Here is a 13426-nt window from a genome sequence, read left to right on the forward strand (position 1 = left end):
TCAGCGCCGCAGCAGCAGATCCGCGACGACCGGGCGGTGGTCCGAGGCGAGTGTCTCGGCCACCGCCGCGTCGCGCACCCGCACGGAATCCTTCGACACCGCCACGTAGTCGATCCGCTGCACCGGATCCTGCGCCGGGTACGTCGGCCCGCCGGGCTCGACGTCTGTCAGCTCCCGCCACAGCGGGGCGAGTTCGGGTGCGGTCGGCGCCGCGTTGAAGTCACCGAGCAGGATCTGCCGCACCCGCTGCCGGCCGGGGGCTTTGTCCTCGGCCATGATCCGGCGGGTGTCGGCGACCTGTGTGGTCCGTACGGACGGGTCGCCGCGGTAGTCGAGGTGCGTCACATACACATGGACGGGCAGCCCCTGCACCCGCAGGACCACCTCGCCGAAGCCGGGCGCCGGGGTCGGTACAGGGTTCGGGTCCTGGGTGGAGAGCCGGGTGATCTCATGGTTCTCGGCGCTCACGATCCGGTACCTGGACAGCACCGCGACCCCGAACTCGCGCCGGGGCGCACCGGGGGTCACCGGATCGAGGCTGTAGATCGGGGCGAACGAGACCCGCATGTGCAGCCGCTCGGCCAGCTCTCCCGCCAGATCGCGCCACTCGCTGCGCGTGCCCCAATGGGCGTCGACCTCCTGCAGCCCGATCACATCGGCGTCCAGCGAACGCAGTTCGGCGGTCTGCCGGTCGAGGTCGAAGACATTGTCCATGCCGGCGCCCGCATGGATGTTGTACGTGGCCACGCGCAGCGGCACCGTGTGCTCCTGCCCGGCGGCTGACGTGGGAGGCGCGAGGGCGGTCCCCAACAGGCCCGCTGTGATGAGTACTTCCACCGTACGACGACGCAGTGACATACCACTCCAGTCCTTGTCGGATCAGCGGCGAGCACGGTATCGCGCGGAAATGAGCTGTACACCGTACAAGGGCGGCTATACGGTGTACGTCTCGTACTCGTACACCGTATAAGGCATCAGGAGTCCGCATGACGGCGATAGCCGCCGAGCAGAATCACCTCTCGCCGCCGAGCCACCCGCAGCGCTGGCTGATCCTCGGGGTGATCTGCCTCGCCCAGCTCACCGTGCTGCTCGACAACACCGTGCTCAACGTCGCGATCCCCTCCCTCACCAAGGAGCTGAACGCCTCCACCGCCGATGTGCAGTGGATGATCAACGCCTATTCGCTGGTCCAGTCGGGTCTGCTGCTCACGGCAGGCAGTTCCGCCGACCGCTACGGCCGCAAGAAGATGCTCGTCGCGGGGCTCGCCCTGTTCGGCATCGGCTCGCTGGTGGCCGGACTGGCCCAGTCCTCCACGCAGCTGATCGCCGCCCGTGCGGGCATGGGCATCGGCGGTGCGCTGCTGATGACGACGACCCTGGCCGTCGTCGTGCAGATCTTCGACGACACGGAGCGGGTCAAGGCGATCGGCATCTGGTCGACCGTCAGCTCGCTCGGCTTCGCCGTCGGACCGCTGATCGGCGGAGTGATGCTCGACCACTTCTGGTGGGGCGCGATCTTCCTGATCAACATTCCCGTCGCGGTCATCGGTCTGGCCGCCGTCGTGCGGCTCGTCCCGGAGTCCAAGAACCCCAGTGGCGACCGCCCCGACCTGTTCGGCGCGCTGCTCTCCACCATCGGTATGGCATCCGTTGTGTACGCGATCATCTCCGGCCCGGAGCACGGCTGGACGTCGGGCCAGGTGCTGCTGACCGGCTTCACCGGGGTCGCGGTCCTCGCCGGGTTCGTGCTGTGGGAGCTGCACATCCCGAACCCGATGCTGGACATGCACTTCTTCCGGAACCAGAAGTTCGTCGGTGCGGTCGCGGGCGCGATCCTGGTCGCCTTCGGGATGGGCGGCTCGCTGTTCCTGCTCACCCAGCAGTTGCAGTTCGTCCTCGGCTACGGACCGTTGGAGGCCGGTCTGCGTACGGCCCCACTGGCGCTGAGCGTCGTCGCCCTGAACCTCACCGGGCTGGGCGCCAGGCTGGTGCCCAAGCTGGGTACGCCGGTCACCATCGCGGCCGGGATGAGCCTGCTGGCCGCCGGTCTCGCCGCGATCGCGCTGCTCGGCGGCAACGGCTACGGCGGCATGCTGCTCGGGCTGGTCGTGATGGGCGCGGGCATCGCGCTCGCCATGCCCGCCATGGCCAACGCGATCATGAGTGCCATTCCGCCGGAGAAGGCGGGCGTGGGCGCCGGGGTCAACGGCACGCTCGCCGAATTCGGCAACGGGCTCGGGGTCGCCGTGCTCGGCGCGGTGCTCAATTCCCGGTTCGCGGCGCTCGTGCCGGCGGCCGTCGGGGCGGCCTCGCTGCCCGCCGCGCTGGCCTCGGCCACCGATGCCGGCGAGCGGGTACGGATCACGGACGCCTTCGCCTCGGGACTGGAGACCAGCCAACTCGTCGGGTCGGTGGCGGTGCTGGCCGGAGGCCTGCTGGCCGCGGTGCTTCTGCGCCGTGCCGAGCGGGCAGAATCCGCGCGGGCGGCCTCGGCCGGGGGCGAGGCCGCGGCATAGCATCGAGGAGGGGCGTATCGGACCGTATGAATTCGCTTCATGCGCACACGTACGCGTCCGATCCGTCCCTCCGGCAAGACGAGGAGAGTGCCATGGTGTCCGCGGCCGATCGTGTGAAGAACCCTGCCAGGACCAGTGTGTGGCTGGATCAGCGGGCACCGTCGCGCGCCCGCAAATCGGACCAGCCGACCGGTCTGGACCGGGAGAAGATCACCGCGGCGTCGGTCCGGCTGCTGGACGCCGAGGGCCTCGCCAAGTTCTCCATGCGCCGACTCGCCGCCGAGCTGGACGTCACCGCGATGTCCCTCTACTGGTACGTGGACACCAAGGACGATCTGCTGGAGCTGGCCCTCGACTCGGTCTACAGCGAGATCGCGCCCCCTCGGGAGGACGCGCACTGGCACGACCGGCTGCGCGAACTGGCGACCGCCTACCGGCACCTGCTGATCCGGCACGTCTGGGTCTCCCCGCTCGCCGGACACTTCCTCAACATGGGCCCGCACTCGATGCTGTTCTCGTACGCCATCCAGGACGTGATCCGGGCGACGGGTCTGCCGCTGCACCAGCAGACGGGGGCGCTCTCCGCGGTCTTCCAGTTCGTGTACGGATTCGGCACCATCGAGGGCCACTTCGTGCAGCGCAGTGTCGAGTCGGGGATCAGTCAGGACGAGTTCTTCCGGCAGGCGCTGGGCGCCATCCGGAGCCAGCCGCAGCTCAGCCGGATCGTGGAGGCCTCGCAGGACCTGATGGACGCCCGCGGCGGCGACACGGTCGAGGAGATGCGCGAGCGGGACTTCACCTTCGCCCTGGACCTGCTGATCGCGGGCATCGAGACGATGCGGGACCGCTGAGACCTCACTCGTCCCTCAGTACCCGCGCCCCACCTCCACCGCCGTGTCCGGGACCCGCCCCTGCGCCACCGCGTCCCAGCACGCCGCGAAGTCCGTGACGATGTCCTCGTCCGCCGTGATGCCCGCGGAGTGCGGGGTGATCACCGTGCGGGGCAGCCGCCAGCAGGGGTCGTCCGGCGCGGCGGGCTCCTCGGGCAGTACGTCGAGCACCGCGCGCCCCACCGCACCGGAGCGCAGCGCGGTCTCCAGTGCCCGCATGTCCACCGTCCTGCCCCGGCCGACATTGATGAATGTGGCGCCGCCCATGCCCGCGAACCGGTCCGGGCCGAAGAAGCCGTCCGTCGCGGTGGTCAGCGGCAGCGTGGAGACCACCCACCGCGCGGAGGCGAGCGGCCCCGCGTCCTCGTCGGCCCCGACGACCCGGCCGAAGCCCGCCGCTGCCGTGCGCGCCCCACGTGCCACGCCCACGGTCCGGATGCCGCATCCCCGCAGCAGAGCGGCGACGGCCGAGCCGATGCGGCCGGTGCCGTAGATCAGGGCCGTCCGGCCGGCCGCAGGTTCGGAAGGGATGCGGCGCCACTCGGCCCGTGCGTGCTGGGCGGCGAACTCGGGGACGGACTGGCAGTCGGCGAGCACCCAGGCCAGCACGTACTGCGCGATGCGTTCGCCCATGCGGCCCACCGTCCGGGTGAGCAGGGCGCCGGAAGGCCACGGTCCGGCGGCCGGCAGGGCGTCCGTACCGGCGTTCACGCTGTGGAACCACAGCAGCGACGCGCTCCGCAGTGCGTCGGGCAGCGTGGCGCCGACATAGACGAAGGGCTCGCGCGGCGTCGTGTCGGAAGAACCCCGGTGTACGGGGCGGCCGGTGATCCGCTCCAGTTCGCGGACGACGGCGGCGTCCACCGTCGGCGCGGCCAGCAGCCGGCCCCGCGCGAGCGGGCCCGGCGCCGGAACCCGCCGATGTGTCAGGGAGGGCACGGGGGAAGTCGTCCGGAAACAGCCGTCAGCCGCCGGACGCCAGGTGGGCGGGGAAGCCGCCGGTGGCGATCGGACCCCACCGCTCCGGAGTGATCCGGATGATCGACTTCCCCTGCTTCACCATCGCCGCCCGGTACTCGTCCCAGTCCGGGTGCTCCCCGGAGATGTTCCGGAAGTACTCGACGAGCGGCTCGACCGAATCCGGTGTGTCGATCACCTCGGCCGCACCGTCGATCTGCACCCACGGCCCGTTCCACTCGTCCGACAGGACGATCACGCTGACCCGCGCGTCCCGTTTCGCGTTGCGGGCCTTGGCCCGTTCGGGGTAGGTCGAGACGACGATCCGGCCGGAGTCGTCGACACCACAGGTCAGCGGGGAGCCCTGGGGGCGGCCGTCGGACCGGGTGGTCAGCAGGATCGCCCGGTGCCTGGGCCGTACGAAGGCCAGCAACTCGTCGAGTTCCACAGCGGTGTTCGTCGCGATGTTCGGTGCCATGTCCGCAGACTACGACGGCAGGGACTCACCCTGCACGGCCTGGATGTCGAGCTCCACCCGCAGCGTCGTACCGATCGCCGAGATGCCGGCCTGCACCACCTGGTTGTAGTTCATGGCGAAGTCCTCGCGGCGCAGCTCCGCCGTGGCGTTGAACGCCGCACGCACCCCGCCCCACGGGTCCGGGCCCGTCCCGAGGTAGCTCAGGTCCAGGTCGACCGGGCGCACGACACCGCGCATCGTCAGGTCGCCGTGGACCAGCCAGCGGTCCGGGCCCGCCGGGGTCAGCGCGTTGGAGCGGTATGTGATCTCCGGGAACCGGTCGGTGTCCAGGAAGTCCAGCGAGCGCAGGTGCTTGTCGCGCATGCCGTTGCCGGTTTCGATGCTGGCCGCGTTGATGACCGCGTCGACCCTGGACCGCTCGGCGTCCTCGGCGATCTCGATCCGGCCGCTGAACTCGGTGAACCGGCCGTGCACGCTGGAGATCCCCAGGTGCTGCGCGACCGCGGCCACCGAGGAGTGCGCCGGGTCCAGCGACCAGGCGCCCGGCGGCGGCAGCTCCACACCGCCCTGGCGGGCCAGCACCACCGTGCCGGCCTCGACCCGCCCACTCGCCGTGACGAGGGCGGTGGAGGCGGCGGGGGCGTACCCGACCGCCGTGACGATCACCGTGTACGCGCCGGCCTGCAGGGGAGTGTCGGTCCGCACTGCCCCGTCCTCGTCGGCGGTGGCCCGCAGCACCTGTGTGCCGGTCATGTCGGTGACCGTCACGACCGCGTGCTGAACCGCCCAGCCGTCCCGCGTCCGTACCTGTGCGCGAAGTCCCATCCCGTTTTCTCTCCTTGCTCAATGACTCAATGAGTCGGGCCCCGGGGCGGGGACGGCAGGCCGTCCCCTGCCTGCCGTCCCCGCCACCGGGGCCCATTTCCACCGGCCGGTACAGCGTCTCCGCTCGGAACGCCGACCCGCCAGGGGTCTGTGATCACGACCTCGGTCGAGGTCGTTACTCGCCGGGGTGGGCGAGCTCGATGTCGTGGCCGTCGACCCCGCGACCGGCCACGGTCAGCGCGCCGGCCACCGGCGGGTAGCCGGTCGCGATGACCGAGTACTCGCCCGCGCCCAGGTCGGCGAAGGCGTACGCCCCGTCCTCCCCGGTCGTCGAGGTGGCGACCACATTGCCCGCCGCGTCGACCAGCGTGACCCGGGCGTCCGGCAGCGGCCGACGGCCGGCTCCGGCCCGTACGACACCCTGGACCAGCGCACCGGACTGCAGTGCGGCCTCGATCCGGGTGACGCCCTGGCCGCCGATCTCGACCGGCAGCGCCAGTGGACGGTACCCGGCGGCGTTCACCGCGACGGTCACCGAACCGGGGACCAGCTCACCGAAGGTGAACTCGCCCGCCTCACCGGACTTGCCGGTGGCCAGCACATCGCCGCGCACATCGGTCACGATGACCATGGCGCCCTCGACCGGGGCAGCGGTCTCGGCGGCGCGCACGGTCCCGGCCAGGCCGCTCGTACCGGAGAGCAGGATGTCGTACGCGAGCGGCTCGTCACCGACGACCACCGTGGACGCCTGCGGCTGGAAGCCGTCGGCGGACGCGATCAGGACGTAGCTGCCGGAGCCCGGCGCGTCCAGGTCGTAGCTGCCGTCGGCCTGGGCGACGGAGCGCCCCAGCTGCCGGCCGGCCAGCGAGATCAGCGTGACGGCGGCGCGGGCGACGGGTGTGCCCTCGGCGCCCCGCACCACACCGTGCACGGCCGTGCCCTGCAGGGTGGCGACCGGGGCCTGAAGGGTCGCGACCGCGGTGCCCCCGGCCGTTCCCTCGGCGACGTGCGCCACAGCGGCGGCCGGAGCCTCGACCGGCTCCTCGGCGGTGGCCGGGGCCTCGCTCACGGCGTTCGTCTTCAGCGCGACCTCCTTGATGAAGATCGTGACCAGGAAAGCGATCAGCGCGGCCGGAGCGGCGTACAGGAAGACATCGCCGACACCGTGCCCGTAGGCACTCTCCACGACCGTACGGAACGGTTCGGGCAGCGCGTGCACGTCGGGGATGCCCCCGCCGCCGGTGCCACCGTGGCCCATGGCCTGGCCCTTGGGGCCGAGCTCCGCGAGACCGTCCTTGACGTAGTGGGTGACGCGGTTCGCCATGACGGCGCCCAGCGCCGAGACGCCGATCGCACCACCGAGGGAGCGGAAGAAGGTGACGACGGAGCTGGCCGAGCCGAGGTCGGACGGAGCGACCTGGTTCTGCGTGGCGAGCACCAGGTTCTGCATCATCATGCCGATGCCGAGGCCCATGACGGCCATGAAGACCGCGATGTGCCAGTAGGTCGTGTCATACCGGATGGTGCCCAGCAGCCCGAGCCCGGCGGTGACCAGGAAGCCACCGGTGACCAGCCAGGCCTTCCAGCGGCCGGTCCTGGTGATGATCTGGCCGGAGACGGTCGAGGAGACGAACAGACCCGCGATCATCGGGATCGTCATGACACCGGACATCGTCGGCGACTTGCCGCGTGCCAGCTGGAAGTACTGGCTGAAGAAGACGGTGCCCGCGAACATCGCGATACCGACGAACAGCGAGGCCAGCGAGGCGAGCGTGATGGTGCGGTTGCGGAAGAGGCGCAGCGGGATGATCGGCTCGCTGGCCCGGGACTCGATGAAGACGAAGAGCAGCGCGAGGATCAGGGAGCCTGCGAGCATCACGCCGGTCTGCCAGGACAGCCAGTCGTACTTGTCGCCCGCGAAGGTCACCCAGAGAAGCAGCAGCGAGACGGCGGCGCTGATGAAGAACGCGCCGGTCCAGTCGACCTTGACCTCACGCTTGACGACCGGGAGCTTCAGGGTCTTCTGGAGCACGATCAGCGCGATGACCGCGAACGGCACACCGACGTAGAAGCACCAGCGCCAGCCCATCCAGCTGGTGTCCGTGATGACACCGCCGAGCAGCGGGCCACCGACGGTGGCTACGGCGAAGACCGCGCCGAGGTAGCCGCTGTAACGACCGCGCTCACGCGGGGCGATCATCGCGGCCAGCACGATCTGGGAGAGGGCGGAGAGACCGCCGACGCCGATGCCCTGGACGACACGGCAGGCGATCAGCATGCCGCTGCTGGTCGACATACCGGCGACGACCGAGCCCGCGACGTAGATGACGAGGGCTATCTGGACCAGCAGCTTCTTGCTGAACAGGTCGGAGAGCTTGCCCCACAGGGGGGTCGTCGCGGTCATCGCCAGCAGCGAGGCCGTGACGACCCAGGTGTAGGCGCTCTGGCCGCCGCCGAGGTCGGAGATGATTTCCGGCAGAGCGTTGGAGACGACCGTCGACGACAGGATCGCGACAAACATGCCGAGCAGCAGCCCGGCCAGTGCTTCCATGATCTGCCGGTGTGTCATCGGCGCGCCCGACGAGGAATCGGCTGATCCCCCGTGCTTGGCGTGGCCGCCCCGCACACCGGTCGGTGTGGTCGTAGCCATTGAGTTCCTTGTCTTTGCTTCTGTTACACAGGTGTACGGGTGTGCGAGTCGTTGTCGCTGTCGGCGTGCCGCGGGCGACAGTCGCCGCTGTGCTTTCCGGGGGCGCACCCTGCGGGGCCGCGACAGGCGAAGCTGTCGCGCAGCCGGGCCAACAGCGCGTTGAGCTGTCCGACCTCGTCGTCGGACCAGTCGGAGAGGTTGTGGGCGAACATTTCGGTGGTCCGACGGTTCAGCTCACTGAGCACGTCGCCTCCGGCGGGGGTCAGCCGCAGGATGCGGGACCGCTTGTCGGCCGGGTCCGAGGACCGTTCGATCCAGCCGTGTTCCGCCACATGGGCCACATGACGGCTGGTCACCGACATGTCGACGTCCAATAGTTCGGCCAGTCTGCTGATTCGCATCTCGCCGTGCTGATGGAGAAGAGCCAGCACGGCGGCGGAGCCGGCAGGACATTCGGCGGGCAGGATGCGGGCGAGACCCCGCTTGACGGCCCCGACGGCGCTGAGCTGTCGGGCCAGTTCTTCGTACTGACTCCGTGCGGCCACGGGACCTCCAGACATCTCACCGGTTCATCTTGTTGCTTAGGGCAACCATAGAGTCGTTGGTTGCTGCAGGCAAACGAAAAGGGCCTTGCATAAGTAAAGGAACGCAAAAGGCTGCGTAGGGCCCGAGTCAAAGGCCCAGCGTGTGGGGTGCGGGTTATGACGGGTGTGGTTCGCGCCACAGATGGGGCGGTCGGGTGTCCGTTTTGAGGTGTGCGCCGGGCGGCCTGTCCGTCGCCTCCGGGTGCCCGCTCCCCGCGACCGCGTGACGCCCGTTCCGTATATACGGGTGCGGGGCTTCCGTCCATACGGGTGGGGGGCCGCCGGCCCATACGGGTGGGGGGCCGCCGGCTGTGAGGGCGTGCGGCGCCCACCCCTCCTTCGCCGGCCGTCGGCTCCGGTCCGGACCCTTCGGCGACCCGGGGGTTGGGCCCCAACGCCGAGTTCGCTAGGGTCCTGGCCCATGGCACACAACCCCCATGCCCCGCAGGGCCCCGAGGGCAACCACGACCCGGCCGGCAGCACCCAGATGTTCCGCGCCTTCGTCGACGAGGGCGAGCCGCAGCGTCGGCAGCAGCCGGCCGCCTCGTCCGGACCGAGGACCGGGGTGATCGTTATCGTCGTCGCGGTGATCGTCGTCCTCGCGGCGGTCGCCTGGCTCGCGCTCGGCTGACCCGGCGCATCGGCTCCTTCCTCACCTCTACGTTCCGCTTCCACCCGTCACTTCAATACGGCGGTGACGTCCCGGGTCTCGACATGCATGCCCAGGGGCACCCGCCAGGCGTCCACGCAGACGGTGTACGTCTTCGTCCTGGCCGCTCCCGCGTCGATCGGCGCGGGCAGCGGCGCCGACGACTCGACGGTCGCCCAGTCGATCCCCAGCCCGCCGATGATGTGCGTGGCGAAGGTGACGGTCCCCGCGCCCGCCGGTGATCCTCCGGTGTTGCGGAACGTGACGCTCACCTTCTCGCACCAGCGCTCGGACGCGGCCGCCCGCTCGGGGGCGCCCACCACCAGCACGGCAGGCCCCGCGGGTGCGGTGGGGCCGGGTGCCGGCGGGGTCGCGGGGTCCGTGGGGCCGCTGCCCGGCCCGGACGCGCCGCCGCTGCCGTCACCGCTGCCCGTACCGCCCGTGCCGGAGCCGGATGTGCCAGGAGTGCCGGGCGGCCGGGCGGACCCGCCGCCCCCGCCGCCGGTCCGTCCTGAGCCGTCGCTCCCGGTCGTGCCTTCGGAGCCGCTGCCGGTCGTACCGCTGGAACCGTCGCCGGGCGTACCGCTGGAACCGCCGCCGCCGGGCGAGGCACCCGGCGCGGGCCCGCCGCCGTCGCCCCGGCCTCCGGCGCCACCGCCGTTCCCGGTGCTTGTGCCGTCCCGGTCCAGCGGCACCAGGGTCACCTTCCCCGATGGTGCCACCGCACCCGTCGGAGCCTTCCGAGGGCCCGCGTCCGCCGCGCCGACCGCCGCATAGCCGTCGTCGTCGGCTGTACCGCCACAGGCGGCCAGCGCGCCGCCCAGACACAGCACGGCCGCCGAGGCGGCGATCACGGCGCCCCGGCGGCCGGTCGAGTCGCGCATCTGACGTCGCATCGCGCCAGTGTGGCTGACGACCCGTCAAATCGGAACCCATGCGTCGGCGTCGCAGTACGGCGGTCCATGGCGGTCAGTCGGCGATGAGCCCCTCCCTGAGCTGGGCGAGCGTACGGGTCAGCAGGCGCGAGACGTGCATCTGCGAGATGCCGACCTCCTCGCCGATCTGCGACTGGGTCATGTTGGCGAAGAACCGCAGCATGATGATCTGGCGCTCGCGCGGCGGAAGCTTGGCCAGCAGCGGCTTGAGCGATTCGCGGTACTCCACGCCCTCCAGCGCCGAGTCCTCGTACCCCAGCCGGTCCGCGAGGGAGCCCTCGCCGCCGTCGTCCTCGGGCGAGGGAGAGTCCAGCGAGGAGGCGGTGTACGCGTTGCCGACGGCCAGACCGTCGACCACGTCCTCCTCGGAGACACCGAGCGCCTTGGCCAGTTCGGGCACGGTCGGCGAGCGGTCGAGCTTCTGGGCGAGCTCGTCGCTGGTCTTGGTCAGCGCGAGCCGCAGCTCCTGGAGGCGGCGCGGAACACGCACCGACCACGAGGTGTCGCGGAAGAAGCGCTTGATCTCCCCGACGACCGTCGGCATCGCGAACGTGGGGAATTCGACGCCCCGTTCGCAGTCGAACCGGTCGATCGCCTTGATCAGGCCGATCGTGCCGACCTGGACGATGTCCTCCATCGGCTCGTTGCGGCTGCGGAACCGCGCCGCGGCGTAACGCACCAGCGGGAGGTTGAGCTCGATGAGCGTGTCCCGTACGTAGGCACGCTCCGGGCTGTCCGTTCCGTCGGGGCCCGGTGCGGGTCCCAGTGCGGCGAGCCGCAGGAACAGGGAGCGGGACAGAGTGCGGGTGTCGATGGCTTCCGGCGAGCTGGTGAGCGCAACGGGTGCGGGCGCGCTCTTCGTGAGCGTGAGCACCTTCGAGCTGCCCTGTTCTACGGACATGCCACCCCCTTGAGGTCGCGGACGGTCGCGTTGAGCCGCGACCATCGGAGGAACGCAGCCTCCACCTGAATACCGGAGGCGAGGCCACGGCAAACGCGGTTCCCGCAGAATGTCACATGTCGGCAACACGCTGTAGTGACATGTCGACAAGTCTTTGCGACGTCTGCGCAGTTAAAGGGGGGTGTGCGGCAATTCCGGGCGCTCGGCACGAACGTCGAGCGCCGTACTCGATCCGGTTAGGCCTCGATCCTGTTTGCGGATCGAAGCCGGGCGAAGCTACGGGCCAGCAGCCTTGACACATGCATCTGGGAGACACCCAGTTCCGCACTGATCTGTGACTGCGTCAGGTTGCTGTAGTAGCGCAGCAGCAGAATGCGCTGCTCGCGCTCGGGCAGTTGTACGAGCAGATGCCGGACCAGATCGCGGTGCTCGACCCCGGCGAGGGCCGGGTCCTCGTAGCCGAGGCGGTCCAGCAGTCCGGGCAGTCCGTCGCCCTCCTGAGCCGCCTCCAGCGAGGTCGCGTGGTAGGAGCGGCCGGCCTCGATGCAGGCCAGTACCTCGTCCTCGGAGATCTTCAGCCGTTCGGCGATCTCCGCGGTGGTGGGCGAGCGGCCGTGAGCGGTCGTCAGGTCCTCGGTGGCGCCGGTGACCTGGACCCAGAGCTCGTGCAGCCGACGCGGTACGTGGACGGTCCGTACGTTGTCCCTGAAGTACCGCTTGATCTCGCCCACGACGGTGGGCATCGCGAAGGTCGGGAACTGGACACCGCGTTCCGGGTCGAACCGGTCGATGGCGTTGATCAGACCGATCGTGCCGACCTGAACGACGTCCTCCATCGGCTCGTTGCGGCTGCGGAAGCGCGCCGCGGCGTACCGCACCAGGGGGAGGTTCGCCTCGATCAGCGCTGCCCGCACCCGGCCGTGCTCCGAGGTTCCCGGCTCCAGGTTCTTGAGCTGTCCGAACAGGACCTGGGTAAGCGCCCTGGTGTCCGCTCCCCTGGTGCTGGCGGGCGCGGTGGTGCCGTCGGGGGTCTCGTCCGGGAGCGTCTCCCCGCTCTCGGCGGCCGGGACGGCCGGGACGGTCTGGGGAGGCACTTGAGGCGCTGTACTGGCCGGCACGGTGATGCCACCCCTCTGCGGTCAACTTCGGTCAACTCATCCGTCAAAAGCGGTCATAGCATCACAAGACATGTCCACTGTGTGCAAGCACCGTATGGCGTCGTGTTGGGGTCAACTTGGTTTAAACACTAAAAAAAGCCCCTCACCGCAATGGTGAGGGGCTCGGGTGACCGGTTGGATCAGGCCGGTCGGGCGGATCAGAACGGATAGTCGGCGATCACCCAGGTGGCGAACTCGCGCCACTGACCGGCGGCGGCCTGATGGGCCGGATGCTCCAGGTAGCGCTTCAGGGCGTCTTCGTCGGAGACCGCGGAGTTGATGGCGAAGTCGTACGCGATCGGCCGGTCGGTGATGTTCCAGGCGCACTCCCAGAACTCCAGCTCGGGGACCTGCCCCTCCAACTCCTGGAAGGCCCTCGCCCCGGCGACGACCCGCGGGTCGTCCCGCTCGACGCCGTCGTTCAGTTTGAACAGGACCAGATGGCGGATCACGGGGTAACTCCTACTTCACGAGCTCGGACATGAAGTCGCCGACGCCCTGCGCGGCACTCGAAACGCCCTCGAACCCTACCTGGACAAGATCTGCCGCCCGTTCCGGGGACGTGATGATCGTGTACAGCACGAAGACGACTATCACGTAGAGAGCTATCTTCTTCGCTTGCACCATCAGTCCCTGCCTCCCCTTGGATCCCCGTGCAGTCGGGCGATTCTATCCGCACGCATGGCCGCATTCCTCTGGTGTATCCGGCACTCACACCGCCTTTAAGGACCAACGGCCCCATGACCGGGGCCCTTCGCCCGCCCACCGGACTTCCCCGAGGCCGCAGGATGTCGGCAACGGCTGAAAACGGGACCAGTTCCAACGGTTGAATTGTGGGCCGTTTTGCGGTCTTGGTTGGTCAGTCGTTGTCGGTGGGGGTGGGG

The 13426-nt window shown here is 69.9% G+C and carries 14 protein-coding genes; 3 read left to right on the forward strand and 11 right to left on the reverse strand.

Annotated features, from left to right (window positions below):
• Complete coding sequence (locus ABZ826_RS34535) at positions 1–858, reverse strand: endonuclease/exonuclease/phosphatase family protein (protein WP_361457542.1); 858 nt, start codon at positions 856–858, stop codon at positions 1–3.
• Positions 859–986: 128 nt separating this feature from the next.
• Here ABZ826_RS34535 and ABZ826_RS34540 point away from each other — a divergent pair, with 128 nt between their 5' ends.
• Positions 987–2516, forward strand: coding sequence for an MFS transporter (locus ABZ826_RS34540; RefSeq protein ID WP_361457545.1), 1530 nt, complete (start codon positions 987–989; stop codon positions 2514–2516).
• A 92-nt stretch (positions 2517–2608) separates the two neighbouring features.
• A complete protein-coding gene (locus ABZ826_RS34545) occupies positions 2609–3367 on the forward strand; it encodes a TetR/AcrR family transcriptional regulator C-terminal domain-containing protein (protein WP_361457548.1) in 759 nt (252 codons plus the stop codon).
• A 15-nt stretch (positions 3368–3382) separates the two neighbouring features.
• On the opposite strand, the gene ABZ826_RS34550 is transcribed toward ABZ826_RS34545, so the two are convergent.
• The 5 genes from ABZ826_RS34550 to ABZ826_RS34570 all read right to left on the reverse strand — a co-directional run bounded on the left by ABZ826_RS34550 (position 3383) and on the right by ABZ826_RS34570 (position 8861).
• Positions 3383–4345 (reverse strand): NAD(P)-dependent oxidoreductase, encoded by a 963-nt coding sequence (locus tag ABZ826_RS34550; RefSeq protein WP_361457551.1) that lies wholly within the window; start codon positions 4343–4345, stop codon positions 3383–3385.
• 25 nt (positions 4346–4370) lie between these two features.
• Positions 4371–4841, reverse strand: coding sequence for a PPOX class F420-dependent oxidoreductase (locus ABZ826_RS34555; RefSeq protein WP_361457554.1), 471 nt, complete (start codon positions 4839–4841; stop codon positions 4371–4373).
• 9 nt (positions 4842–4850) lie between these two features.
• On the reverse strand, positions 4851–5666 hold the full coding sequence (locus ABZ826_RS34560) for a YceI family protein (RefSeq protein WP_361457557.1): 816 nt from the start codon (positions 5664–5666) through the stop codon (positions 4851–4853).
• A gap of 175 nt (positions 5667–5841) precedes the next feature.
• A complete protein-coding gene (locus tag ABZ826_RS34565) occupies positions 5842–8316 on the reverse strand; it encodes an MFS transporter (RefSeq protein WP_361457560.1) in 2475 nt (824 codons plus the stop codon).
• A 23-nt stretch (positions 8317–8339) separates the two neighbouring features.
• Positions 8340–8861: a MarR family transcriptional regulator gene (locus ABZ826_RS34570; protein ID WP_361457563.1), complete on the reverse strand. Its 522-nt coding sequence runs from the start codon at positions 8859–8861 to the stop codon at positions 8340–8342.
• Positions 8862–9321: 460 nt separating this feature from the next.
• Between ABZ826_RS34570 and ABZ826_RS34575 the strand changes: the two genes are divergently transcribed.
• Positions 9322–9531 (forward strand): hypothetical protein, encoded by a 210-nt coding sequence (locus ABZ826_RS34575; protein ID WP_361457566.1) that lies wholly within the window; start codon positions 9322–9324, stop codon positions 9529–9531.
• 47 nt (positions 9532–9578) lie between these two features.
• On the opposite strand, the gene ABZ826_RS34580 is transcribed toward ABZ826_RS34575, so the two are convergent.
• From ABZ826_RS34580 to ABZ826_RS34600, 5 genes are all read right to left on the reverse strand, one after another.
• Positions 9579–10445 (reverse strand): hypothetical protein, encoded by an 867-nt coding sequence (locus tag ABZ826_RS34580; protein ID WP_361457569.1) that lies wholly within the window; start codon positions 10443–10445, stop codon positions 9579–9581.
• Positions 10446–10518: 73 nt separating this feature from the next.
• Positions 10519–11385 carry an RNA polymerase sigma factor SigF gene (locus ABZ826_RS34585; protein ID WP_361457572.1) on the reverse strand — a complete coding sequence of 289 codons (867 nt, stop codon included), beginning with the start codon at positions 11383–11385 and terminating at the stop codon, positions 10519–10521.
• A 236-nt stretch (positions 11386–11621) separates the two neighbouring features.
• A complete protein-coding gene (locus tag ABZ826_RS34590; protein WP_361457575.1) occupies positions 11622–12479 on the reverse strand; it encodes an RNA polymerase sigma factor SigF in 858 nt (285 codons plus the stop codon).
• Positions 12480–12700: 221 nt separating this feature from the next.
• Complete coding sequence (locus ABZ826_RS34595) at positions 12701–12994, reverse strand: Dabb family protein (protein WP_361457577.1); 294 nt, start codon at positions 12992–12994, stop codon at positions 12701–12703.
• Positions 12995–13004: 10 nt separating this feature from the next.
• Positions 13005–13169: a hypothetical protein gene (locus ABZ826_RS34600; protein WP_361457580.1), complete on the reverse strand. Its 165-nt coding sequence runs from the start codon at positions 13167–13169 to the stop codon at positions 13005–13007.
• Positions 13170–13426 lie beyond the last annotated feature (257 nt).

It is taken from the genome of Streptomyces sp. NPDC047515 (genome assembly GCF_040643055.1).
GTDB lineage: Bacteria > Actinomycetota > Actinomycetes > Streptomycetales > Streptomycetaceae > Streptomyces.